This window comes from Sutcliffiella horikoshii (assembly GCF_019931755.1).
In the GTDB taxonomy this organism is placed as follows: domain Bacteria; phylum Bacillota; class Bacilli; order Bacillales; family Bacillaceae_I; genus Sutcliffiella_A; species Sutcliffiella_A horikoshii_E.
Genome location: NZ_CP082918.1, coordinates 287,737 through 311,761, shown reverse-complemented (window position 1 = coordinate 311,761; position 24,025 = coordinate 287,737). Strand labels below are relative to the sequence as shown.

At 45.2% G+C, this 24,025-nt stretch carries 22 protein-coding genes, 12 tRNA genes and 3 rRNA genes; 3 read left to right on the top strand and 34 right to left on the bottom strand.

The window, feature by feature from the left end; all coding sequences use genetic code 11:
- Positions 1-9 precede the first annotated feature (9 nt).
- The 8 genes from K7887_RS01715 to thiL all read right to left on the bottom strand — a co-directional run bounded on the left by K7887_RS01715 (position 10) and on the right by thiL (position 6,575).
- Positions 10-711, bottom strand: coding sequence for a hypothetical protein (locus K7887_RS01715; RefSeq protein ID WP_223491895.1), 702 nt, complete (start codon positions 709-711; stop codon positions 10-12).
- Positions 704-1,585 carry an ABC transporter ATP-binding protein gene (locus K7887_RS01710; RefSeq protein ID WP_223491894.1) on the bottom strand — a complete coding sequence of 294 codons (882 nt, stop codon included), beginning with the start codon at positions 1,583-1,585 and terminating at the stop codon, positions 704-706. Before K7887_RS01710 ends, K7887_RS01715 begins: the two co-directional genes overlap by 8 nt.
- Positions 1,582-1,950: a GntR family transcriptional regulator gene (locus tag K7887_RS01705; RefSeq protein ID WP_088016786.1), complete on the bottom strand. Its 369-nt coding sequence runs from the start codon at positions 1,948-1,950 to the stop codon at positions 1,582-1,584. Before K7887_RS01705 ends, K7887_RS01710 begins: the two co-directional genes overlap by 4 nt.
- 997 nt (positions 1,951-2,947) lie before the next feature.
- Positions 2,948-3,982: a tRNA (adenosine(37)-N6)-threonylcarbamoyltransferase complex transferase subunit TsaD gene (gene tsaD / locus K7887_RS01700; RefSeq protein ID WP_223491893.1), complete on the bottom strand. Its 1,035-nt coding sequence runs from the start codon at positions 3,980-3,982 to the stop codon at positions 2,948-2,950.
- A complete protein-coding gene (gene rimI / locus K7887_RS01695; RefSeq protein WP_223491892.1) occupies positions 3,979-4,428 on the bottom strand; it encodes a ribosomal protein S18-alanine N-acetyltransferase in 450 nt (149 codons plus the stop codon). The genes tsaD and rimI overlap by 4 nt, the downstream gene beginning before the upstream one ends.
- Positions 4,429-4,437: 9 nt before the next feature.
- Complete coding sequence (tsaB, locus tag K7887_RS01690; RefSeq protein WP_223491891.1) at positions 4,438-5,133, bottom strand: tRNA (adenosine(37)-N6)-threonylcarbamoyltransferase complex dimerization subunit type 1 TsaB; 696 nt, start codon at positions 5,131-5,133, stop codon at positions 4,438-4,440.
- Complete coding sequence (gene tsaE / locus K7887_RS01685) at positions 5,130-5,585, bottom strand: tRNA (adenosine(37)-N6)-threonylcarbamoyltransferase complex ATPase subunit type 1 TsaE (RefSeq protein ID WP_223491890.1); 456 nt, start codon at positions 5,583-5,585, stop codon at positions 5,130-5,132. Before tsaE ends, tsaB begins: the two co-directional genes overlap by 4 nt.
- A 12-nt stretch (positions 5,586-5,597) precedes the next feature.
- On the bottom strand, positions 5,598-6,575 hold the full coding sequence (thiL, locus tag K7887_RS01680) for a thiamine-phosphate kinase (protein WP_223491889.1): 978 nt from the start codon (positions 6,573-6,575) through the stop codon (positions 5,598-5,600).
- 215 nt (positions 6,576-6,790) lie between these two features.
- Between thiL and K7887_RS01675 the strand changes: the two genes are divergently transcribed.
- Entirely contained in the window at positions 6,791-7,051 is a 261-nt protein-coding gene (locus K7887_RS01675; protein WP_392396781.1) for a DUF3243 domain-containing protein, read from the top strand.
- Positions 7,052-7,253: 202 nt separating this feature from the next.
- Complete coding sequence (locus K7887_RS01670) at positions 7,254-8,177, top strand: DUF2268 domain-containing putative Zn-dependent protease (protein WP_223491888.1); 924 nt, start codon at positions 7,254-7,256, stop codon at positions 8,175-8,177.
- Between the two features lie 115 nt (positions 8,178-8,292).
- Here K7887_RS01670 and K7887_RS01665 read toward each other — a convergent pair.
- The 16 genes from K7887_RS01665 to K7887_RS01590 form a co-directional block, all read right to left on the bottom strand.
- Positions 8,293-8,368: transfer RNA gene (locus K7887_RS01665), tRNA-Asp, on the bottom strand.
- Between the two features lie 4 nt (positions 8,369-8,372).
- Positions 8,373-8,449, bottom strand: a tRNA-Met gene (locus K7887_RS01660).
- Positions 8,450-8,481: 32 nt separating this feature from the next.
- Positions 8,482-8,598: ribosomal RNA gene (gene rrf / locus K7887_RS01655) — 5S ribosomal RNA — on the bottom strand.
- 125 nt (positions 8,599-8,723) lie between these two features.
- Positions 8,724-11,655, bottom strand: a 23S ribosomal RNA gene (locus K7887_RS01650).
- A 225-nt stretch (positions 11,656-11,880) separates the two neighbouring features.
- Positions 11,881-13,432: ribosomal RNA gene (locus K7887_RS01645) — 16S ribosomal RNA — on the bottom strand.
- The 16S, 23S and 5S rRNA genes sit together here with 12 tRNA genes alongside, the layout of an rRNA operon.
- A gap of 122 nt (positions 13,433-13,554) precedes the next feature.
- Positions 13,555-13,628 (bottom strand) — tRNA-Gly (locus tag K7887_RS01640).
- 11 nt (positions 13,629-13,639) lie between these two features.
- Positions 13,640-13,713 (bottom strand) — tRNA-Pro (locus K7887_RS01635).
- 17 nt (positions 13,714-13,730) lie between these two features.
- Positions 13,731-13,807, bottom strand: a tRNA-Arg gene (locus K7887_RS01630).
- A 107-nt stretch (positions 13,808-13,914) separates the two neighbouring features.
- Positions 13,915-14,000, bottom strand: a tRNA-Leu gene (locus K7887_RS01625).
- Between the two features lie 26 nt (positions 14,001-14,026).
- Positions 14,027-14,110: transfer RNA gene (locus K7887_RS01620), tRNA-Leu, on the bottom strand.
- A 16-nt stretch (positions 14,111-14,126) separates the two neighbouring features.
- A tRNA-Gln gene (locus tag K7887_RS01615) sits at positions 14,127-14,201 on the bottom strand.
- A gap of 45 nt (positions 14,202-14,246) precedes the next feature.
- Positions 14,247-14,322: transfer RNA gene (locus K7887_RS01610), tRNA-Val, on the bottom strand.
- A 50-nt stretch (positions 14,323-14,372) separates the two neighbouring features.
- A tRNA-Glu gene (locus tag K7887_RS01605) sits at positions 14,373-14,444 on the bottom strand.
- Positions 14,445-14,452: 8 nt separating this feature from the next.
- Positions 14,453-14,543, bottom strand: a tRNA-Ser gene (locus tag K7887_RS01600).
- A 3-nt stretch (positions 14,544-14,546) separates the two neighbouring features.
- Positions 14,547-14,621: transfer RNA gene (locus K7887_RS01595), tRNA-Asn, on the bottom strand.
- A 160-nt stretch (positions 14,622-14,781) separates the two neighbouring features.
- The gene (locus tag K7887_RS01590; protein WP_223493557.1) at positions 14,782-15,255 is read right to left on the bottom strand and encodes a SprT family protein; all 474 of its coding nucleotides are present in this window, start codon (positions 15,253-15,255) and stop codon (positions 14,782-14,784) included.
- Positions 15,256-15,588: 333 nt separating this feature from the next.
- Between K7887_RS01590 and cmpA the strand changes: the two genes are divergently transcribed.
- Positions 15,589-15,699 carry a cortex morphogenetic protein CmpA gene (gene cmpA, locus K7887_RS01585; protein WP_156317784.1) on the top strand — a complete coding sequence of 37 codons (111 nt, stop codon included), beginning with the start codon at positions 15,589-15,591 and terminating at the stop codon, positions 15,697-15,699.
- 222 nt (positions 15,700-15,921) lie between these two features.
- On the opposite strand, the gene K7887_RS01580 is transcribed toward cmpA, so the two are convergent.
- From K7887_RS01580 to ndoA, 10 genes are all read right to left on the bottom strand, one after another.
- Positions 15,922-18,108, bottom strand: a complete 2,187-nt coding sequence (locus tag K7887_RS01580) for a Tex family protein (RefSeq protein WP_223491887.1) — start codon at positions 18,106-18,108, stop codon at positions 15,922-15,924.
- Positions 18,109-18,391: 283 nt separating this feature from the next.
- Complete coding sequence (locus tag K7887_RS01575; protein WP_223491886.1) at positions 18,392-18,991, bottom strand: PP2C family serine/threonine-protein phosphatase; 600 nt, start codon at positions 18,989-18,991, stop codon at positions 18,392-18,394.
- Positions 18,988-19,773, bottom strand: a complete 786-nt coding sequence (gene sigB / locus K7887_RS01570) for an RNA polymerase sigma factor SigB (RefSeq protein ID WP_010195175.1) — start codon at positions 19,771-19,773, stop codon at positions 18,988-18,990. Before sigB ends, K7887_RS01575 begins: the two co-directional genes overlap by 4 nt.
- Positions 19,748-20,224 carry an anti-sigma B factor RsbW gene (gene rsbW, locus K7887_RS01565; RefSeq protein WP_010195173.1) on the bottom strand — a complete coding sequence of 159 codons (477 nt, stop codon included), beginning with the start codon at positions 20,222-20,224 and terminating at the stop codon, positions 19,748-19,750. The genes sigB and rsbW overlap by 26 nt, the downstream gene beginning before the upstream one ends.
- A 48-nt stretch (positions 20,225-20,272) precedes the next feature.
- The gene (locus K7887_RS01560; protein WP_223491885.1) at positions 20,273-20,581 is read right to left on the bottom strand and encodes an STAS domain-containing protein; all 309 of its coding nucleotides are present in this window, start codon (positions 20,579-20,581) and stop codon (positions 20,273-20,275) included.
- 76 nt (positions 20,582-20,657) lie between these two features.
- A complete protein-coding gene (locus K7887_RS01555; RefSeq protein WP_223491884.1) occupies positions 20,658-21,665 on the bottom strand; it encodes a PP2C family protein-serine/threonine phosphatase in 1,008 nt (335 codons plus the stop codon).
- A 15-nt stretch (positions 21,666-21,680) separates the two neighbouring features.
- On the bottom strand, positions 21,681-22,082 hold the full coding sequence (locus K7887_RS01550) for an anti-sigma regulatory factor (RefSeq protein ID WP_010195167.1): 402 nt from the start codon (positions 22,080-22,082) through the stop codon (positions 21,681-21,683).
- Between the two features lie 3 nt (positions 22,083-22,085).
- On the bottom strand, positions 22,086-22,442 hold the full coding sequence (locus K7887_RS01545; RefSeq protein WP_010195165.1) for an STAS domain-containing protein: 357 nt from the start codon (positions 22,440-22,442) through the stop codon (positions 22,086-22,088).
- The gene (locus tag K7887_RS01540; protein ID WP_223491883.1) at positions 22,439-23,269 is read right to left on the bottom strand and encodes an RsbT co-antagonist protein RsbRA; all 831 of its coding nucleotides are present in this window, start codon (positions 23,267-23,269) and stop codon (positions 22,439-22,441) included. Before K7887_RS01540 ends, K7887_RS01545 begins: the two co-directional genes overlap by 4 nt.
- Positions 23,270-23,670: 401 nt before the next feature.
- Positions 23,671-24,021 (bottom strand): type II toxin-antitoxin system endoribonuclease NdoA, encoded by a 351-nt coding sequence (ndoA, locus tag K7887_RS01535; RefSeq protein ID WP_010195163.1) that lies wholly within the window; start codon positions 24,019-24,021, stop codon positions 23,671-23,673.
- Positions 24,022-24,025: the final 4 nt, after the last annotated feature.

Sequence of the window (24,025 nt, the reverse complement as noted above, 5' to 3'; positions counted from 1 at the left end):
GTTATATTTCTATCTCGTCGCACTGGACAAAGTGGATGCTTTCCTCAGCATTCCCCAGTTCGGCAGGTAAGCGAATAGTGCAATAGCCAACAACAGGACAAAGTTCAGGCCTATTTTCCATCCATCCATATCCACCAAGGCATCCAACAAGAAATCCCTTGTAGTGGGCAGGAGAAAAGCAATTGCAAGCAGCGCTAATGTTCCAAATCCCCCAATTAAACCAAGGCGGTAAAAGATGGTGCCAAGCAAAAAGCCAAGTGATAAAAGAAGGAAACAGATGACCAGATCTACAAACAGCTGGTTATACCATGTATTTGCCAAAGTCGTCATCTCAACCGTATGGTAAGTGAGGAAGCTCCCGCTTGCTGCCATGCCTACAAGCCCATCGAAAATGCTCTTAACGATGACATGGATGGTGGAAAACACCACTGCCACGACGCTACAATAGATCAAAACACTGAGCAAGTATTGGTTCCTTGTCGCACCAAACTTAATGCAATAAGGGAACGTCTCCTTGGTTGTCAAAAAACCCGTGATGCCGCAGAAAATATAAATGGCCATGCTTGTGGAAACAACCATCGTCGTGTCAAAGGAAAGGACAATAAGGAACATGGCAGTCAAACTGAGCAACAGAATGGACCAAAACACCATGAACGAAAACCGCATATCCACAGCCAAGTAATAGAGTACTGCTTTCATATCCTTAAGCATATTGCTTCCCTCCCTTTAACTCTTCCTCTGTCATATACACCATTAGTTGCTGAATGGAGCTCCGGTCTGCATCCAAGTTGTGCTGGGTCGCCTCTTCAACTGTTAATCCTTCGCCGTATAATGTTACCGTTTTTCTTCCTGCTAGGATCGATTCATGCAACACGCGCTTGCCTTGTGAGAACTCATCCACCGCTTCCTTTTTCCCTGATATCGTGATACTTGAATCAAGTAGCTCCTCTGTGGACTTGTGGAAAACAAGCTGCCCACTTCTCATCAGCACAACTTCTTCAAACAAGTTACTCACTTCATCAATCAGATGTGTGGATAAAATAATCGTTCTCGGAAACTCTTCGTATTCTTCTAAGAGCACCTCATAAAATTTAAACCTGGCCGCTGCATCAAGTCCGATATACGGTTCATCCAGAATGGTGATTTTCGCTCTGCTGGCAAGCCCAATGATAATCCCAAGCGAGGATTCCATCCCTTTTGATAAGCCTTTCGTTTTGAGAGTCGGATTTAGATTGAAGGTTGTGAGCAGTGCATTTGCAGTCTCCCATGACCAGTTCGGGTAAAAAAGCGAAGCCACTTTTAAAATATCTTTGATTTTAAGACGTTTGATGAAGTTGTTACTTTCGTTCACAAGGCAGATATCTTTGGTTATGCCTCTATTGTTAAATGGATTCTGACCGTTGATGAGGATTTCTCCTGATGAAGGAAGCGCATGACCTGCTAGCATTTGCATTAGTGTCGTTTTACCTGCACCGTTTCGTCCGAGCAGGCCATAGATTTTGTTTTCCTCAAGCGTTAGTGACATGTTATCCACAGCTTTTTTGTTTCCGTAGATTTTGGATACATTCTTTACCTCTATTTTCATTGCTCTTCCCCCTTGCCGATCAATGTCGCTAATTCCTCTTCTGTTATACCAAGCTTGCTTGCTTCCTTTTTTAACGGAACGATATAGTCTTTAAAAAATGCCGCTTTTCTTTTTGTAAGGATGATTTGCTTTGCTCCCTCTGCCACAAACATTCCTACTCCCCTTTTCTTAAATAGGATTTCCTGATCGACCAACTGATTGATTCCCTTCGCTGCTGTTGCTGGATTGATCTGATAATACTTCGCAAATTCGTTAGTAGACGGCACCCGCTCTCCCTCCTGCATGCTGCCTTCTAAGATGCCGCTCTCGATCAGTTCGGCCACCTGCTGGAAAATGGGGATGTCACTCTTAAGGTTGATTTCCATGATTTGATTTCACCTTCTTTGGGTTGACTGGTGTTTTAGTTATTGTGTTATTTGGTTCATTAGTTATGTAACTAACTATATAAGTTAGAGAGGGAGAAGTCAATGGGGTTATTAACGATTTTTGCAAAATTAATTTGATTTCTATTACCAAACTTGGGTAAACAGAGCCGGTTTGGTCACTGAGAAGGCTCCTCTGTTACCGTTCTTGGTTCATCGATGCCAGTTCGGTCACTGATACAGCCTCTCTGTTACCTTTTTAGATCAGTTGCATCCGTTTCGGGCGTTGATAAAAGTTATTCCAGCCACCCAATTAAAAGTCAGGTAGCTTTGAAGTTTTCTATTTGCCCGAAGCGACTTGCTGAGCACCAAAAGAGTCTTATAGAGGCGGTCTATACGACCGAAGCTCCCTGCCAAGTTACCCTTCCGTCTAATAGAACCCCTCTATACTACCGAAGCTACCCACAAAGCTACCCTTCCGTCCAATAGAAGCCCTCTATACTACCGAAGCAACACCAAAAGCTACCCTTCCGTCCAATAGAAGCCCTCTATACTACCGAAGCTACCCACAAAGCTACCCTTCAGTCTAATAGAGCCCTCCTATACGACCGAAGCCACTCACAATGCCACCCTTCCATCCGATAGAACACTCCACATCCACCTTCAATCCGAAGTTACCAACACTCTCCCCATCCGGGAACGCACATTTTGTCGAACAAAAAAGGTATTCTGCTGAAGCTTGTCGACTAGCACCACTTACCCACAGGTTTATACACATATCCACCCTTGTTTTATAAGTTTCCAAGATAACTATCCACACTATCCACAAAAATGCACAAAGTTATCCACATTTTTTATTCACATTTTGGAGGTTTATTTTAGTGGATATTCGGGTAACTATCCACATTTAATCCACAGGAGTGTGGATAACATGTTCCCACCTTGTAAGCCCTTGCCTATCAAGCAACCACAACAAAAAAAGCCCTTCAACTGCACAAAGTCAGTTAAAAGGCTTCTCAATATCCAATCCTGGGTTTGCATTCAAATCCATTCCAGATCGCTTTCCTAATCGATACATCACACTGCCCACAGTCGCAATCATCGCAGCATTGTCCGTACACAAGGATAACGGTGGAATCACCAAGTTCTTCTCTTCCTTATCTAAAGCTTCCTGCAATGCTGCACGCAGCCCTCTGTTTGCCGCTACACCGCCTGCAAGCAACACTTGATTCACGCCATATTCCTTCATCGCGCGAATCGTTTTTCCAACGAGCACTTCAATCACGCTTTCTTGAAAACTTGCCGCAAGGTCTTCAGGGACAATTTCCTCCCCTTTTTGCTTGGCGTTGTGAAGGGTGTTGATAACAGCTGACTTCAAACCTGAAAAGCTGAAATCATAGGAGTCTTCTTCAAGCCACGCTCTTGGCAGCTTAATAGAAGGTGTTCCCTCTGCAGCCATACGGTCGATGTGAGGTCCTCCCGGATATGGCAGCTGAAGCGTGCGAGCCACCTTATCGTAAGCTTCTCCTACAGCATCGTCACGCGTTTCCCCGATTACCTCAAAAGAACCGTGCTCTTTCATGTACACAAGCTCTGTATGCCCGCCTGAAACGACGAGCGCAAGCAATGGGAAGTCTAGGTCTGCCACAAGCTGGTTGGCATAGATATGGCCTGCAATGTGATGAACGCCGACAAGTGGCTTCTGGTGAGCGAACGCCAGCGCTTTTGCTGCATTCACACCGATCAACAGTGCACCAACAAGTCCCGGTCCTTCTGTCACAGCAATTGCATCTATGTCTGCCATGGTCACGCCGCCCTGTTCCAACGCTTCCTCTAATACCACTGTCATTTGCTCGACATGATGACGGGAAGCGATTTCTGGTACCACTCCGCCAAAACGTTGATGACTCTCAATCTGCGAGGAGACGATATTCGCCACGATTTCCTTGCCATTTTTAATAATCGCGACAGCTGTCTCATCACAGCTCGTTTCAATTCCTAATATTAGTTCATCTTTTGCTTCATTTATTTTCATATATTCACCCACATCACTAGTGCATCTTCATTATTATCCACATAGTATTTTTTCCGGATTCCGCCGTTTTGGAAGCCGTGTTTTCGGTAGAGTCCCTGCGCCACTACATTCGATACCCTTACTTCAAGCGAAACAGTGGTTGCTCCGACCATTTTACAATATTCCATTGCTTTTCCTAGTAAAAGATCGCCAAGCTTCCTGCCGCGACAAGCTGGATCCACCGCAATGTTTGTAATCTGCGCTTCCCCCATCACAATCCAAATCCCACAATAACCGATTACCCGATTCTCCTCTTTCATCACGAGATAATGAGCATACGGATTGTTGGTCAGTTCATAATAGAAGGCGTCCTGCGTCCAAGGTGTAGCAAACGACTTCAACTCCACCCGGTGCACTCCTTCAATATCGTAAACCGTCATTTTTGTTATATCAATCAAAGAATTCATTCCGCTCACCTATTTTTCTTTACTTTCCAGCCATTTCGCCTCTGCCTCAGCAAGCCTCGTGTAATTCGGCACAAAGGAATGAGCATCCTCGGCCTCCCTTTTCAAGCCAAGAAAAGCAAGCTCACTTGGTCTTGGGTTATGTTCGCTGACTTGTGCAAAATACGCCAGTTCCCCAAGGTACTCTATGATGGTTTCCTTATGAAGGTGCACATCATTTCCGATGAACAACACCTGTTCCTGCCTGTCTTTTAAAGCCTGCAGCCAGTCTGTCATCAAGATGTTGACGTCCTCAATCTCTGTCACCAACTCGTCCTCTTTAAAACGATACAGCCCAGTGTACACCTGACCGCGTCTCGCATCCTGCAAAGCACAGATACTTCCGGCAAAATAACGGCCGTTCGCCGCAACAAGTTCCAGACTAGAAATCCCAACAAGCGGAATGTTCAATGACCAGGCCAACGTCTTAGCAAGCGTCACACCAATCCTTACTCCCGTATAAGACCCAGGGCCTTTTCCGACTACAATCCTATCAAGTTCAGAAGGAGTGACATCGCAGTCCTGCATCAACTTTTCCACTGCCGGCATCGCGCGCAGCGAATGGTTCTTTTTCACATTTGTGACCAGTTCCCCGATCACTTTATCCTCTTCTACTATTGCAACGCCCAACACATAGGTGGACGTATCAATCGCTAACACTTTGGTCATTCCATTAACTCCTTACATATAGCTTCATATCTTTCCCCTTTAGGTGTGAGAACGATCTTTCGTTCATCGTCGCCATGGTGATAGATATAGATTTCCAACCGTTCACTTGGCAAAAATTCTTCAATCAGATGGGCCCACTCTACGACCGTGACCCCTTCCCCTTCAAAATAATCATCAAAACCCAAGTCCTCTTCACTGTTAGCCAAGCGGTACACATCCATGTGATAAAGGGGGAGACGGCCTTGATACTCTTTGATGATGGTAAAAGTCGGACTGTTCACATTCCTCTTGATTTCCAGTCCTTTGGCCAACCCTTTCGTAAACGTCGTCTTTCCGGCGCCAAGATCCCCTTCCAACAACAGAACCTCTCCGCCTTCCATCAACTTGCCAAGCGCCTCGGACTTTGCCATGGTCTCCTCGGCAGAATGTGTCATAAGCTCCACTTGCAACATATCATCCTACTCCTAACCTCTATTAAAATGATTATAACCTTCTTTTTTCAATTCCTGCACGCCGTCATGACTTTTCAAGAACGCCTGTCCTTCGCCACTAGAAACGGTCCCTATTTTCGTAATCTTCATTCCGGCTGTCAGGCACTCCTTCTGCAGTTTAGCCCAGTCCACTTCAGGAATGGAACCGACCAGTTCGAAGTCCTCCCCACCGGTCAAAGCCCACTTAAGGGCATTTTCCGCATCATAACGCTGTAAATCCTCACTTATAGGTATTGTTTCCTTATTTATTAAAATATCTACCTGGCTCGCCTCTGCAATCTCCAAAAGCTCACTTGCCAAGCCGTCACTCACATCGTTTAAAGAAACACGTTCAAACTCACTTAAAATCCTTCCCAGTGCGACTTGTGGCTTCGGACGCTGGTGGCTCTCTACTAATGCCTCAAACTTACCGGCATTCTTATTATGTAAAAGAATATCTAGACCGCCTGCCGCATCCCCCACCGTTCCAGAGACAAACACTACATCTCCATCGCGCGCATTGGAGCGAAGCAGCCTTTTGCCTTTTTCCACTTTGCCAATCACAAATACACTCAATACCATCGTTTTGCCGGAAGTCGTGTCACCGCCAATTAGATCCATCTCATATTGCTCCCCAAGCGTCTTCATCCCATCATAGATAGTCTTCAGTTCTTCCTGCGTCCAGCTCTTTGGGATCGTAATGGATACAAGGTAATACAAAGGATATCCACCCATTGCCGCCACATCACTGATATTAGCCGCCAATGCCTTGTAGCCGATATCAAACGGCTTCATCGTTTTACGTGTAAAATGAACACCTTCCACCATCGTATCGACACATACAATTTTCTCGAAGCCTTCTTCCACTCCGATAATGGCCGCGTCGTCTCCGATTCCAACTACCTTCTCAGCATGAAATAATCGATCAGGTTGAATATCTTTAATAAAAGCAAATTCATCTGAAATGGACACGCTCTTCACTCCTCTGCTTCCGACTGCTACCCACTATTATAGCGAAAGCACCTTCATAAAGAAAATAATTCTGCCAAGAAAAGCATCATAAGGTTTAACCTTCCCATAAAAAGGATATGGACAAGAGAACGCTTAAATTTAGAGGAGGAATATAAGAAATGGCATACACAGACCGTGAAGCTACTCAAGACAGAGTAGAACGTAAAGTTGAAAATATGGACCCTGGCAAAAAAGAACAGATCCTGGCCGACTTCGATACCTTCAAGAGCTATTTAAGTGACAAAGTCTCCAAAGGAAAAAAAGTGGGCCTTGGAGAAGAACAACTAGCTATGGCCGCAGAAAAAGTAGCAGATTACTTGGCAAAGCATGAAGATCCTAGAAACAGTGAAGAAAAACTTCTTCAGGAACTATGGAAAGTCGGCGACAAAGACGAACGGCACAAACTTGCACATATGCTTGTTAAACTAGTGGATTAATAGTACTAGTCTAAATATACGTATTTGTTTAGATTACAAGTTTACAACCGCCACCTCATTGGGGTGGTTTTTTTCATGGGTAAAATTTCCTTAATAAAAAATTAATGAAAAAGAAGGAATTTGTCATAATTTATAGAATATTTAAACTTGGTTGCCGATATATACTATATAGGGGGCAAATACTATCACAGGAGGGAATACAATGCGCTTTACTAGTTTTTTCTTTTTTCTCATCATGGCTGTAGCATTAACAGGTTGTAACAACGGAGGAACGGAAGCAGATGCCGAAGAGGCAATCGGCTTAGAATACGCCTTCGAAGAAAATGGACAAGAATTCGAGATAATCCACGTGTACCAGTTGTACGAGGCATTCTATGAAGAAGGGCTAAAAGGGGAAGAAGCAACTGCACTGTACACTTCAAGCATCCTTGATGAGGTTGCAGATAAATGCTATAAAGGCGGCGAGTTCGAAACAAATACAGACTATGCTCTTGCTCCACCAAAGAACAGAATTGCTGTTCAAGATAACCTGAAAAGAATGGATACCAAAAAGATCAATGCTGCTGTTAAAGACGCATTAACCAAGTCTTCTAACGAACTGCCACTTGAAGGAAGCAAAACAACTGTATGTGTGTTCCCGACTGACAACAATGCACCAGCCACTTTCGTCACTGCAGGTGTTGGCAAAATCGTCGTATTCTTTGATAGAAATACAACAGACAACTTGCTAAAAGGAGGTGTCGCAAACAAATACCACCACAGCTACTGGGTTGATAACCATTATAACGGCGAAACATTTACCGTTTTAGATAACCTTGTCATTGAAGGAAAAGGAACCATGTTCCAAAAACTTGTTTATCCTAATATTGATGTAGCGCCAGTAGATGAAGAATACAACAAAGATCTATGGACAAGAATTGAGGGCGAGCTTGAAAAAGAAGATGATAAAAAGACACAAGAAATCTTTAAAGGTGGAAGAAACGGGTTACCAAGTCAATATGGCTACAGCGAAAGCTATAAGATGCTGAAATCCTTTGTTGATGCAAATGAAGGGGCAAGCATTGAAGACTGGTCAGCTGCTACTTCTGAAGAGATCTTGGAAGCACATAAAGCGAACTATAATTAATAGTAGGTAGATGGATGAATGGATAGGATGGGGCCTCGAAAGGGGGTCCATTCTTTTTTGTTTTCTAAAAAAAGACAAAAAAAATAACGAAACCTAGTTTCGCATTTTAAAAGAATGGCGGTCCCGACCGGGATCGAACCGGCGATCTCCTGCGTGACAGGCAGGCATGTTAACCGCTACACCACGGGACCTTATTGGTTGCGGGGACAGGATTTGAACCTGCGACCTTCGGGTTATGAGCCCGACGAGCTACCAGACTGCTCCACCCCGCGATAATAATATATGCTATTTTAAAAAAGCACTTGCCTGGCAACGTCCTACTCTCACAGGGGGAGATCCCCCAACTACCATCGGCGCTGAAGAGCTTAACTTCCGTGTTCGGTATGGGAACGGGTGTGACCTCTTCGCCATCATTACCAGACAATTACTATTATAATATAACTTGTAGGAAAAATCAAGAAGTTTTTCAACTTTCTTGTTCCTTCAAAACTAGATAATGTGTTCCTATCAAGGTATTCATATCGTTCACTTATTTCAATACTTATTTGGGTTAAGTCCTCGATCGATTAGTATTCGTCAGCTGCACATGTCACCATGCTTCCACCTCGAACCTATCTACCTGATCATCTTTCAGGGATCTTACTTACCGAAGTAAAAGGAAATCTCATCTTGAGGGGGGCTTCATGCTTAGATGCTTTCAGCACTTATCCCGTCCGCACGTAGCTACCCAGCTATGCCTTTGGCAAGACAACTGGTACACCAGCGGTGCGTCCATCCCGGTCCTCTCGTACTAAGGACAGCTCCTCTCAAATTTCCTGCGCCCACGACGGATAGGGACCGAACTGTCTCACGACGTTCTGAACCCAGCTCGCGTACCGCTTTAATGGGCGAACAGCCCAACCCTTGGGACCGACTACAGCCCCAGGATGCGATGAGCCGACATCGAGGTGCCAAACCTCCCCGTCGATGTGGACTCTTGGGGGAGATAAGCCTGTTATCCCCGGGGTAGCTTTTATCCGTTGAGCGATGGCCCTTCCATGCGGAACCACCGGATCACTAAGCCCGACTTTCGTCCCTGCTCGACTTGTAGGTCTCGCAGTCAAGCTCCCTTGTGCCTTTACACTCTGCGAATGATTTCCAACCATTCTGAGGGAACCTTTGGGCGCCTCCGTTACTCTTTAGGAGGCGACCGCCCCAGTCAAACTGCCCACCTGACACTGTCTCCCAGCCCGATAAGGGCTGCGGGTTAGAATTTCAATACAGCCAGGGTAGTATCCCACCGACGCCTCCACCGAAGCTAGCGCTCCGGCTTCTCAGGCTCCTACCTATCCTGTACAAGCTGTACCAAAATTCAATATCAGGCTACAGTAAAGCTCCACGGGGTCTTTCCGTCCTGTCGCGGGTAACCTGCATCTTCACAGGTACTATAATTTCACCGAGTCTCTGGTTGAGACAGTGCCCAGATCGTTACGCCTTTCGTGCGGGTCGGAACTTACCCGACAAGGAATTTCGCTACCTTAGGACCGTTATAGTTACGGCCGCCGTTTACTGGGGCTTCGGTTCAAAGCTTCGCTTGCGCTAACCTCTCCCCTTAACCTTCCAGCACCGGGCAGGCGTCAGCCCCTATACTTCGCCTTACGGCTTCGCAGAGACCTGTGTTTTTGCTAAACAGTCGCCTGGGCCTATTCACTGCGGCTCTCTCGGGCTTTAACACCCTAACAGAGCACCCCTTCTCCCGAAGTTACGGGGTCATTTTGCCGAGTTCCTTAACCAGAGTTCTCTCGCTCACCTTAGGATTCTCTCCTCGCCTACCTGTGTCGGTTTGCGGTACGGGCACCATACTCCTCGCTAGAGGCTTTTCTTGGCAGTGTGAAATCAGGAACTTCGGTACTATATTTCCCTCGCTATCACAGCTCAGCCTTATCGAGAAGCGGATTTGCCTACTTCTCAGCCTTACTGCTTAGACGCGCATATCCAACAGCGCGCTTACCCTATCCTTCTGCGTCCCCCCATTGCTCAAACGGAGTGGAGGTGGTACAGGAATATCAACCTGTTATCCATCGCCTACGCCTTTCGGCCTCGGCTTAGGTCCCGACTAACCCTGAGCGGACGAGCCTTCCTCAGGAAACCTTAGGCATTCGGTGGAAGGGATTCTCACCCTTCTTTCGCTACTCATACCGGCATTCTCACTTCTAAGCGCTCCACCAGTCCTTACGGTCTAGCTTCAACGCCCTTAGAACGCTCTCCTACCACTGTTCGTAAGAACAGTCCGCAGCTTCGGTGATACGTTTAGCCCCGGTACATTTTCGGCGCAGAGTCACTCGACCAGTGAGCTATTACGCACTCTTTAAATGGTGGCTGCTTCTAAGCCAACATCCTGGTTGTCTAAGCAACTCCACATCCTTTTCCACTTAACGTATACTTGGGGACCTTAGCTGGCGGTCTGGGCTGTTTCCCTCTTGACTACGGATCTTATCACTCGCAGTCTGACTCCCATGGATAAGTCTTTGGCATTCGGAGTTTGACTGAATTCGGTAATCCGATGAGGACCCCTAGTCCAATCAGTGCTCTACCTCCAAGACTCTAACACATGAGGCTAGCCCTAAAGCTATTTCGGAGAGAACCAGCTATCTCCAGGTTCGATTGGCATTTCACCCCTACCCACACCTCATCCGCTCACTTTTCAACGTGAGTCGGTTCGGGCCTCCATTCAGTGTTACCTGAACTTCACCCTGGACATGGGTAGATCACCTGGTTTCGGGTCTACGACCACGTACTCATGCGCCCTATTCAGACTCGCTTTCGCTACGGCTCCGTCTCATCGACTTAACCTTGCACGTAATCGTAACTCGCCGGTTCATTCTACAAAAGGCACGCTATCACCCATTAACGGGCTCTAACTACTTGTAGGCACACGGTTTCAGGATCTATTTCACTCCCCTTCCGGGGTGCTTTTCACCTTTCCCTCACGGTACTGGTTCACTATCGGTCACTAGGGAGTATTTAGCCTTGGGAGATGGTCCTCCCTGCTTCCGACGGGATTTCTCGTGTCCCGCCGTACTCAGGATCCACTCAGGAGGGAACGAAGTTTCAACTACAGGGTTTTTACCTTCTATGACGGACCTTTCCAGATCGCTTCATTTACCCCGTTCCTTTGTAACTCCATGTTGAGTGTCCTACAACCCCAAGAGGCAAGCCTCTTGGTTTGGGCTAATTCCGTTTCGCTCGCCGCTACTCAGGAAATCGCGTTTGCTTTCTCTTCCTCCGGGTACTAAGATGTTTCAGTTCCCCGGGTCTGCCTTCCATACCCTATGTATTCAGATAAGGATACTGCTCCATTACGAGCAGTGGGTTTCCCCATTCGGAAATCTCCGGATCAAAGCTTACTTACAGCTCCCCGAAGCATATCGGTGTTAGTCCCGTCCTTCATCGGCTCCTAGTGCCAAGGCATCCACCGTGCGCCCTTAATAACTTAACCGTTGACCAATATGGTCATGTGTCGATATCAGCGATGATATCTATAAAGAAAATTACTAAGATGAACGATATTTTGTGAATATCTTGATATTAGTTACATTATCTAGTTTTCAAGGAACAACTATGACAATTCGTAAGAATTGTCTAAGGATAAATCCGAAGATTTATCTAATATGAGAGAATGCTCTCTCAAAACTAAACAAAACAACAAGCGTACATTCCTTAGAAAGGAGGTGATCCAGCCGCACCTTCCGATACGGCTACCTTGTTACGACTTCACCCCAATCATCTGTCCCACCTTAGGCGGCTGGCTCCAAAAGGTTACCCCACCGACTTCGGGTGTTACAAACTCTCGTGGTGTGACGGGCGGTGTGTACAAGGCCCGGGAACGTATTCACCGCGGCATGCTGATCCGCGATTACTAGCGATTCCGGCTTCATGCAGGCGAGTTGCAGCCTGCAATCCGAACTGAGAACGGTTTTATGGGATTGGCTCGACCTCGCGGTTTTGCTGCCCTTTGTACCGTCCATTGTAGCACGTGTGTAGCCCAGGTCATAAGGGGCATGATGATTTGACGTCATCCCCACCTTCCTCCGGTTTGTCACCGGCAGTCACCTTAGAGTGCCCAACTGAATGCTGGCAACTAAGATCAAGGGTTGCGCTCGTTGCGGGACTTAACCCAACATCTCACGACACGAGCTGACGACAACCATGCACCACCTGTCACTCTGTCCCCCGAAGGGGAACGTCCTATCTCTAGGAGTGTCAGAGGATGTCAAGACCTGGTAAGGTTCTTCGCGTTGCTTCGAATTAAACCACATGCTCCACCGCTTGTGCGGGCCCCCGTCAATTCCTTTGAGTTTCAGTCTTGCGACCGTACTCCCCAGGCGGAGTGCTTAATGCGTTAGCTGCAGCACTAAAGGGCGGAAACCCTCTAACACTTAGCACTCATCGTTTACGGCGTGGACTACCAGGGTATCTAATCCTGTTTGCTCCCCACGCTTTCGCGCCTCAGTGTCAGTTACAGACCAGAAAGTCGCCTTCGCCACTGGTGTTCCTCCAAATCTCTACGCATTTCACCGCTACACTTGGAATTCCACTTTCCTCTTCTGCACTCAAGTCCCCCAGTTTCCAATGACCCTCCACGGTTGAGCCGTGGGCTTTCACATCAGACTTAAAGGACCACCTGCGCGCGCTTTACGCCCAATAATTCCGGACAACGCTTGCCACCTACGTATTACCGCGGCTGCTGGCACGTAGTTAGCCGTGGCTTTCTGGTTAGGTACCGTCAAGGTGCGAGCAGTTACTCTCGCACTTGTTCTTCCCTAACAACAGAGCTTTACGACCCGAAGGCCTTCATCGCTCACGCGGCGTTGCTCCATCAGACTTTCGTCCATTGTGGAAGATTCCCTACTGCTGCCTCCCGTAGGAGTCTGGGCCGTGTCTCAGTCCCAGTGTGGCCGATCACCCTCTCAGGTCGGCTACGCATCGTCGCCTTGGTGAGCCGTTACCTCACCAACTAGCTAATGCGCCGCGGGCCCATCTGCAAGTGATAGCCGAAACCATCTTTCAATAAAGAACCAGGAGGTTCCTTATATTATCCGGTATTAGCTCCGGTTTCCCGAAGTTATCCCAGTCTTACAGGCAGGTTGCCCACGTGTTACTCACCCGTCCGCCGCTGACCTTTCAAAAGCAAGCTTTTAAAAGGTCCGCTCGACTTGCATGTATTAGGCACGCCGCCAGCGTTCGTCCTGAGCCAGGATCAAACTCTCCAATAAAGAGTCTGAGCTTTTGCTCAAAATTTGCTAGCTTGTGTTACTTAAAATCATTTTGTCGTGTTCCGTAGAACCGACTTATGACGCTGTTGTTTTGTTTAGTTTTCAAAGATCATTCAATATTATGGAGCGGGTGATGGGAATCGAACCCACGACATCAGCTTGGAAGGCTGAGGTTTTACCATTAAACTACACCCGCAATATTCAATATCGGGAAGACAGGATTTGAACCTGCGACCCCTTGGTCCCAAACCAAGTGCTCTACCAAGCTGAGCTACTCCCCGTTTACTTTAAAAAGTAATGGCGCGCCCGAGAGGACTCGAACCCCTAACCTTTTGATCCGTAGTCAAACGCTCTATCCAATTGAGCTACGGGCGCTTCATATAAGTTGTTTATTTGATGTCCCTCTCAGAGGCGACTTAACTATAATATCAAATCCAGCATTTCGTGTCAACACTTTTTCGGAATTATTTTTTCAGTGTTTTTGGTGCGGCCGAGAAGAGTCGAACTTCCACGGGGTTGCCCCCACTAGGCCCTCAACCTAGCGCGTCTGCCATTCCGCCACGACCGCGAAAATGAATGGCTAGTGTAAATGTATGGTGCGGGTGAAGGGACTCGAACCCCCACGTCAAAGACACTAGATCCTAAGTCTAGCGCGTCTGCCAATTCCGCCACACCCGCATACATTTTATAAAGTTGGCTGGGCTAGCTGGATTCGAACCAACGCATGTCGCAGTCAAAGTGCGATGCCTTACCGCTTGGCTATAGCCCATCGAAGATGATGATTTAAATAAAAGGAGTTAATAATAAGTCCCTCTGGTGGAGGATGACGGGATCGAACCGCCGACCCCCTGCTTGTAAGGCAGGTGCTCTCCCAGCTGAGCTAATCCTCCAGGATAGAAATGGGAAGCAAAACAAGAATGTTTTGCATCCCACTTTGTAGTGACCCGTACGGGATTCGAACCCGTGTTACCGCCGTGAAAGGGCGGTGTCTTAACCGCTTGACCAACGGGCCTTAATAGATGGCGGAGAAGGAGGGATTTGAACCCTCGCGCCGCTTACACGACCTACACCCTTAGCAGGGGCGCCTCTTCAGCCACTTGAGTACTTCTCCATTTGGCTCCACCAGTAGGATTCGAACCTACGACCCTTCGGTTAACAGCCGAATGCTCTACCGCTGAGCTATGGTGGAATAAAAACGGTAATAATTAAATTCTTTCGTCGCAACCGACTGCTTTTATTTTAATAAGCTTGTACTTAAAAGTCAAGTTTTTTTGGAACAAAAATGATATATTATCATAATTGTCATCCAGCCGTTTTTTAAAACAGCGACTAGAATAAATTATCATATTTTATAGTTGTGTGTCAACATGCTTTTCCACTTCTCTTAACTTCCCTCTACATTTTCCACATCTATACTTGTTTGTATTCACTCTTCTTACTCTTTTGTATTGCAGGTGACAATCTACACATTCATATACACGAAAAGTTTTCGGCTTGGTTGTTGGTGTATGGATCGGCGTGCAAAATCTTGGTGCCCCAACTTTTTTTAGTAAGATACGAAAATCAGCGTCTCGGTGTTTATAGCCTTTGCCCTGGATGTGCAGGTGGTAGTGACAGAGTTCGTGTTTGATAATGCCTACTAGCTCGTCCATTCCGAGTGCATCGTAATACTTTTTGTTGATTTCGATGTTGCTTGTGGAAGTGAGGTATCTTCCCCCGGTTGTTTTCAGGCGATGATTGAAAGAGGCTTTGTGAAGGAAAGGTCTGTTGAAATGCTTTAGTGAGATTTCTTCTATTAACTTTTGTAGATCTTTGTCTTCCATTTGTCCTCCACCTTTCATTCGAACCCTCCCCATTATACTGCATAGTATAGAAAAAAATAAGTCATTTATGTTTGGCTGTTTTCTATAAGATTGTTGTTTTCTCATTGAAGTTTTGCCGTTCCTTTCCGCTGCAGGCACTCGCTTTCCGCGGGGCGGTGCTTGAGCCTTTTCGCTGCGCTGTGGGGTCTCAAGTCTACCGCTACCTCCCGCCGGAGTCGAGTTCCTTCCGCTCCAATCCACTCTAACTCTCACTATTTTTGACTTCAAACAATCTTTAACTAAACAGCCCCTCATGAGCCTTCAAGTAAATTGGTTGAAGGGGGTAGTGAAAAGATGCCGTCTTGGTTTAGGAAGCAGATGCAACGCGCATACCTGGAGAAGGATCGATATCAGATAAAAATGTTGAATCAGTGCTGGTTTTTCTATCATAAAAAGAATAGTTGAAAGTGAAATAACCTAGTTGATTGAAGTGGAAGGCGCGTAGACGCCCGCGGGAGGAAGGGACAGGTGAGACCCCACAGGCGCAAGCCGAGGAGGCTCACGGACCGCCCGCAGGCAAGCGAAGCGCCTGGAACGGAAATCAACAGTATTTATGTGTTCATATATTTAAAGAAAACCCCCGAACAACCTTTTTTTATTGGCAGTTCGGGGGGTTATTTTATCTTCTTATACTTCTTGCTTTTCCGGTTGCAGCATCGTTAGGGATACTCGCCCTTTGTTTACTTCCACTCCGTCAACCCAGACTGTGACAATATCCCCGACAGAGACAACGTCAAGCGGGTGTTTCACAAAACGATTGCTGAGTTTAGAGATATGAACAAGGCCGTCCTGCTTCACGCCGATATCAACAAACGCTCCGAAGTCTACAACGTTTCTGACTGTACCTTCTAGTTCCATTCCTTTTTGCAGATCTTCCATTTTTAATACATCCTGCTTAAGGAGTGGGGTTGGCATATCATCACGAGGGTCTCTTTCCGGTCTGATGAGAGAATCGATGATGTCCTGTAGTGTAATAGGACCGATGTTTAAATCCTCGGCAAACTTTGCAACATCTACATCTTTCAAAGCCTGCTGCAGCTTTTCCGTTCCGATGTCTTTTTCAGACGTGCCAAGTTGCTTCAATAACTTCTTAACATCCGCGTAAGTTTCCGGGTGGATGCCCGTTCTATCTAATGGTTGTTTTCCATCTATAATTCTTAAGAAGCCGATACATTGTTCATAGGTTTTTGCCCCCAGCCTTGGAATGCCTTTCAGGTCAGACCTGCTAGCGAACTTCCCTTCTTCTTCCCGCTTCTTCACGATATTAGTAGCAACGGTCTTTGATAGTCCTGCTACATATTGCAATAAAGAAGAGGACGCGGTGTTCACGTTCACGCCGACTTGGTTTACGACGGTTTCTACAACGAAATTCAAGGATTCCGCTAAGCGCTTTTGTGCCACGTCATGTTGGTACTGACCGACTCCAACCGATTTTGGGTCAATTTTCACAAGCTCCGCCAACGGGTCTTGCAGTCTGCGGGCAATGGAGACAGCACTTCTTTCTTCAACTTGAAGATCCGGGAATTCTTCTCTTGCCAAGTCAGATGCGGAATACACACTCGCCCCAGCTTCATTGACGATCAAGTAAGAGATACTCTTTCCGCTTTGTTGGATGACATCTGCAAGTAGTTGCTCCGTCTCCCTTGATGCCGTCCCATTTCCTATAGCCACTACCTCAATTTCGAATGTGGATAGGACGTCCAATAGCTTTTTAATGGACTCTTCTCGTTTCTTCTCCCCAGATGTATGCGGATAGATAACACTTATGTGAAGAACTTTGCCTGTTTCGTCGACAACCGCAAGTTTGCAACCTGTTCGATAAGCAGGGTCGACCCCTAATACCACTCGTCCTTTAAGAGGTGGTTGAAGCAAGAGGTTCCTTAAGTTCTCCGAGAAAATATGGATCGCTTGTTCTTCCGCTTTTTCTGTCAGCTCTTTTCTGATTTCACGCTCAATCGCCGGCTCAATCAATCTCTTATAGCCGTCCTCAATCGCTTCTTTTATAAGAGGTGTAGCAATGGAAGATTCTCGTTTAATCACTTGGCGATTCAGGTATTCCACGATTCTTTCTGTTGGAGCAGCAATGGAGATTCGTAAGACTTCTTCTTTTTCTCCACGGTTCACTGCCAAGATTCTATGCGGAAGGATTCTTGAGATCGCTTCTTCATACTCGTAATACATAGCAAAGACTTCTTTTTCGTCTTTTTCCGCTTTCTTAACGGCCGATACGACCTTGCCTTGTTTATAAGTAACGTCACGGATATATTGGCGATAGGTTGGTTCATCCGAAAAGGTTTCCGCAAGAATATCCTTTGCTCCTTCTAACACCTCTTCAACGGTTGCCACTTCTTTTTCCTCAGAGAGAAAATCAGCAGCTTTTTCTTCGAGTGAAGGAGAGGACGGGAACGTGAGCAGCCACTCGGCATAAGGCTCCAATCCCTTTTCTTTTGCAACTGTCGCTTTTGTGCGTCGTTTTTGTTTGTATGGACGGTAGAGATCTTCCACCTGTTGTAGTTTGGTTGATTTTAAAATGCTAGCTTTCAGTTCTGGTGTAAGTTTCCCTTGTTCCTCGATCAGGCGGGTAACTTCTTCTTTTCTATTTTCAAGGTTTTGTATGTATTGCCATTTTTCCATGACAGCTCTGATTTGCACTTCGTCCAGAGAACCTGTTTGTTCTTTACGGTATCTGGCGATAAAAGGAACGGTGTTGCCTTCTTCTAAAAGTGCTATTACTTTTTTGGCTTGTCCTTTTGTCACTTCTACGTCTTTCACTAATAGGTTGACCAATTGCTCGTTTTTATCGTTCCATTCCAATTTTGTAGCCTCCCAACATATTAACCCATCTTCTATTTTAGCAAATTATTCGGACAAAGAAAAAAGACTAACATGGAAATGTCAGTCTTGGACTTTGAAAGTTGCATTAACTTGTTGATCTCCGTTCCAGGCACTTCGCTTTCCATGGGCGGTCCGGAAGCCTCCTCGGGCATTCGCCCTGCGGGGTCTTCCCTGTCCCTTCCTCCCATAGGAGTCTTCGTGCCTTCCACTGCGATCAACTTGGTTTCCACAATCATTTTCAAAAAGTTAGAATACGATCTCCCTAGTGGATTTCACCTGAGATGATGGTTACATCGTCCATGCCGTTGCCTGTGAACATTGCGGCTATTTCCAGCAATGACGTGGCGGATGGGATGTCTTTGATGTATTTTTTTACGGATGGGATATTTAAACCATCTGAGTAGATGAAGAACTTCATTTTAGAACTGTAGGGAAAACGATGAGTTTTAAGTGTTTGGGGTTTTCCAGATAGGTAGCCTTTGACCGGAAGTGGGTAGATAAGCTTTTCTGTAGGAGGATATAGGTAAAATCGAATATTCCCAACACAGCTGTACACAACTTCTCGCTGGTCATAGTTGACTTTCAGCACAGAAACCGCTGCACCACGCTTATTTCTCATCGCTTCGTTACAAGCTTTCATGATAACGGAAACGTCCTCAGTTTCATGGTCTTTGGCAGCGGAAATGACTGCTTGTGAAGCATCGTGTGCATACTCTCCGCTACCTAAACCATCTGCTACTACACATAAAAAGTAGTCATCCGTGGTATTTACGTAGTAGCTGTCCCCACAAAAATACATTCCGTTTTTCGCATTCTGGTAGGCATTCACGTTCGCTTTTTCATGTTTGAACTGTTCGATCATGAAAAAATCTCCGTGTTTGCATTATCTTCCATGAATGCTTGTTTCAGCTTGGTCAGCGCTTTGCGTTGCAGTCTTGATACATGCATCTGCGAAATACCCAACTTTTCCCCTGTTTCTTTTTGACTCATATTCTTGAAAAATGTGCATTCGATAATCTGTTTCTCTCTTTCTGAAAGCACATGGAAAATCTTTTGTAATAGAAGCTGCTGATCCACCTGATCAAACCCGGCATCCTGGTTCCCTACGATGTCGAGAATGGTTACCGTGCTTCCATCAGAATCAGCCTCTATGGCATTATCGACGGATAGAGCTTGATAATTCTGGCTCATCTCCATCGCTTCCAACACTTCTTCTTCGGTAACTTCCAAGTAATCAGCGATTTCAAATACTTTTGGTGAACGTTGAAGTTCATTTGTCAGTTCTTCGACAGCTGACTTTATCTTCGGTCCAATTTCCTTGATCCTGCGCGGAACATGGACACTCCAAGTTTTATCGCGAAGGAAACGTTTAATTTCTCCGATAATCGTCGGAACGGCAAATGCTTCAAAACTTCGGCCAAAACTTGCATCGAAACGCTTCATGGCACCGAGCAATCCGATCATCCCTACTTGGGAAAGGTCTTCATGAAAGGCTTTGCCTCTTGAATATTTTCGAGCGATGGATTCAACAAGTGCAGTATAATGCTCTACTAATTGCAACTGCGATACTTCACAACCATCTTGTTGGTACCGCTCTAATAGCATATTAACATCCAGCTTACTGGACGGAGATTGATTCCGCATCCCTTTCCACCTGCTCTCCTTGTACATACTTTGTCATGAAGACAGTAACGCCTTGATTGCTGTGCACCTTCACATCATCCATCAGCGTTTGGATTAAGAATAATCCTAACCCTCCTTCTGGCAAAGTTTCTACTGGTTGCGACTCGGTGTATGGACCTAATTCTTCCCTTACTTTGTCGAAATCAAAGCTTTGTCCATTGTCAGCTACAACTAACTCGAGTCGGTCTTTGTAAATACCGAATCCGATTCGAATATTACCTTTTTCATCTTGCTTATAAGCGTGCTCGACCGCATTGGTACAAGCTTCACTTAATGCGATTTTGATATCTTCAATTTCATCGTATGAAAAGCCCATACGATTTGCAATTCCGGACAAAGTAAGTCGGATAACTCCTACATACTCTGCTTTCGCCGGAAAAGACATTTCTATATAGTCATAAGCCCGGTTCATTGTTCCCCCACCTTTAAGTGAACTTATTTAGCAACTGCTGCATGCAGCCTATTTTATTTCCATGATTCCCGCTAAACCTGTAATATCAAACAATCTCTTTAAACGATCCGATAACCCTACCAGACGAAAGACACCGTTGTTTGCCTTTACGGTTTTAAAGAAACCTACAAACATCCCTAAGCCTGTGCTGTCCATATAATTAACACTAGATAAATCAAATACTAGCTCTCCAGTAAAGCCTTCTAATAGAGGGGCAACCTTTTCCTTTACCTTTGGTGCGGTATAGGCATCTATTTCCCCTTCTAGGACGACAAGCGTCTGATTTAAATCTTCTTTTATCTGAATGTCCATATTCATTCTTTCGTCACCTCAAACATGAATTAGAATTCCATTTTTAGGTCATCCCAATACTAAATACCCGCTTCTCAAACATTTAAACCTTTCTTTTTAAAATAATTAAGGTAAAGTCATCTCTGAGCTGAAAGTCCTGGATTTTCTCAAGGTCTCTGTACACCAGCTCCACAATAGCTTGAGGGGGTAAATGAATATATGACCTAATTAAATCTATTATTTTATCAACCTCGATAAATCCTTCCTCCGTACGGCACTCTGTCACTCCATCAGAGAAAAGGATAACCATATCATCTACTTCTATTTGCTTTTCATACTGTTGATAAGTTGCAAGTCTGTCGATACCAAGGACAAGCCCTCTGGCATCGAGCTCATAGAATTCATTTTTCTTCGCATCAAAATACAACGGTGGTTCATGCCCCGCAGAAGAGAATGAGAAGAGGTGTTTGTGAAGGTCATACATACCATAGAACATCGTGATGAACATGCTCGCATCGACATTCTGCTCCACTACTCTATTTAAATTGCCAAGTACATAGCTTGGAGCAACCCTGGTATCTGGTAAACTATCCATCGCATATTTGATCATGCTCATACACATTGCAGCCGGGATTCCTTTCCCGATGACATCCGCAATAGCGACACTAAACGAATCTTTTTCGTTATGGACAAAATGGTAATAGTCTCCGCTCATATGTTTAGCAGCAACACTTATCGCACCGATCTCCACTGAATCCGTTTCAGGAATTTTCGTCTCAAGTAGCGTCTGCTGGACATTTGCTGCAATTTCAATCTCCGTTTGAATCTCCTGTTGTCTGTGGCGAAGACTTTGGTGCTCCCTATAGGCAATCCCATATCCTATCATCACTTCAAGTAGAAAATCCAAAGAATGCAGAATATTATCCGGTATCTCAGGAGAAAGATCTTGCAGCATCGCTTTATGCACACTGATAATTTCTTCTGGAGAAACTTTTTCCCCAAGTATTCTGCGACTGAATTCCTGCCCTTTATACAGAGCTTCCTCCGACTGGCGGTTCAGGTAGGCAGAGAGTATTTCTTTATATTCTGATTCTAATTTATCGTAATTCATGGGTTATCCCCCCTTCTAGCGAACCCACTTTACGGCATGGATTGTCGTTCCTTCCCCAGAAGAAGAATCTATCTGAAACGAATCCATTAGCCTCTTTACTCCAGGCAATCCGGCTCCAAGGCCTCCTGATGTGGAAAAACCATCTTCCATCACCTGTCGGATGTCAGGAATTCCAGGACCATCATCTGTGGCAACCACTTTCAGTCCTCTTTTTCCGTACTCATCCATTTCTTCTATACAAATTTGACCTGTACCTGCATACAAATAAATATTCCGAGCCAACTCCGAAATTGCGGTAGTTATCCTCGCTTGGTCTACTGTGCCGAAACCTAGATCTTTGGCAACATTTCTACCCATTTGTCGGGCAGCTACGATGTCCCATTCGTTTCTTATTTTTACACAGGATTGGACAGTCATCATTTACTCCCCCAATTCCTGTTGTAATTTCTCTAGACCCTTTTCTAAATCTAGTGCTGTGAACACTTCATCCAATTGGATTCCGAGTTCCACTAAAGTGATGGCTACAGCAGGTTGAATCCCTGTCAGAACGACTTGCGCTCCCATAAGTTTCGACATGCTGATCACATCCCCAAGCACTTTTGCAATAAATGAATCAATCATATCAACGGAGGTCAAATCTATGACCACTCCATTTGCTCCTGTTTCATGTATTCTATTTAGAAGATCCTCTTGAAATTGCAACGCAGTTTGATCGTCTAGTTCCCATTGAATCGAAATTAATAGGCAATTGTGAAGCTTTAATATAGGTATTCTCACTCTGGATCCCCCGCAGTCACAATTTTTCTGTTTGTCATTTCAAGCGCTGTCTCAATCCCTTTTTTCAGGGAGTTCTTCGTAATAATCTGATCTAGGTTAATACCCAAGTTGACGATAGTCTGTGCGATTTCAGGACGAATTCCAACCAATAAGCATTTTGCACCCACAAGTCTTACCGCTTCAGCAGCCTGAATAATATGGTGCGCTACCATCGTATCGACAACCGGTACACCCGTGATATCTATTAAGACCACTTCTGCACGGTGTTTCACTACACCTTGAAGGAGGTTTTCCATGATTTGTCTTGCGCGTTCCGTATCGATTGTACCCACAAGCGGCATGACAGAGATTTTATCAAATACCGGGATAAGTGGAGCAGCCAATTCTTGTAATGCGATTTTCTGCATAGACACTGTATGTTCCCATGAACCTGTATACGTTTTTACAATCTCGTTATAGACCGGTCGGAGCCATTGATCAAAATCATACATCAGGGTGACTTTTTGGCTATCGTCCGTTTCATCTTTCGTCATTCCCTCAAATACAATCTTCCCGAATAATGAAAGACCTTCTGTCACATAAATGAGAGGCCAACCGAATCGAACAATTTTCTCGGCAAAATCGGTTAATACCACAGAAAGGTTGTCCATATCTTTACTAATGTTGCTCAATAATAAATTGATGTATTCTCTGCTTGTGCTAAGGTACACCTTTTCGGAGATGGCTTTCAATTCTTTCTTTTCGCCGATTTCATCCATGCCTTCGATCCATTGGTTAAAAATAGTCTCTCGGTTATCATCAATATACGTGATTATGTTTTGATTCATTATCCCGGCTCCTTTTTTCGGTAATAGATATATTTATAAATTCGACAAATAATTTCAGCTATACTAATACAACTATAAATTTTAATTGTTTTAAAAGTCAAATATGTTTATACCCATTTCACCCATAATTGTGGTTTATTTACCTAATTATGGTGGTATCTTCTTAGAAATGAGTGTGGAACTTGTACAACACCGCTGTTGATTTCCGCAAACGGCTTCGCTTTCCGCGTGGCGACCTTGAGCCTCCTCACAACGCTTCAGGGGTCTCAACATTGCCGCTACTCCCCCGCAGGAGTCTACGCCTTTTGCTCCAATCAACAGCTAGGGTTCACATAGCTACAAAATAAAAAAGCTACTCACGCGCTTGTGAATAGCTTCTTATCGATAAACGGATTCAAATATTAAAAGTCAATAAGTCCTAAGCTTATTTGAAGCGCCTCATCCACTTTGTCCATCATCTCTTCGTCAAGATGAGTAATTTTGTCCGTTAATCTTTGTTTATCAATTGTTCGAATTTGTTCGAGCAGGATAACAGAGTCACGTTCAAAACCATAACGCTTCGCATCGATCTCTACATGTGTTGGGAGTTTGGCTTTTTGGATTTGAGCAGTAATGGCAGCTACTATAACGGTCGGGCTAAAACGATTTCCGATATCATTTTGGATGACAAGTACTGGTCGAACGCCTCCTTGCTCAGACCCAACAACCGGGGATAAATCAGCAAAATAAACGTCACCGCGTTTGACAATCAAATGA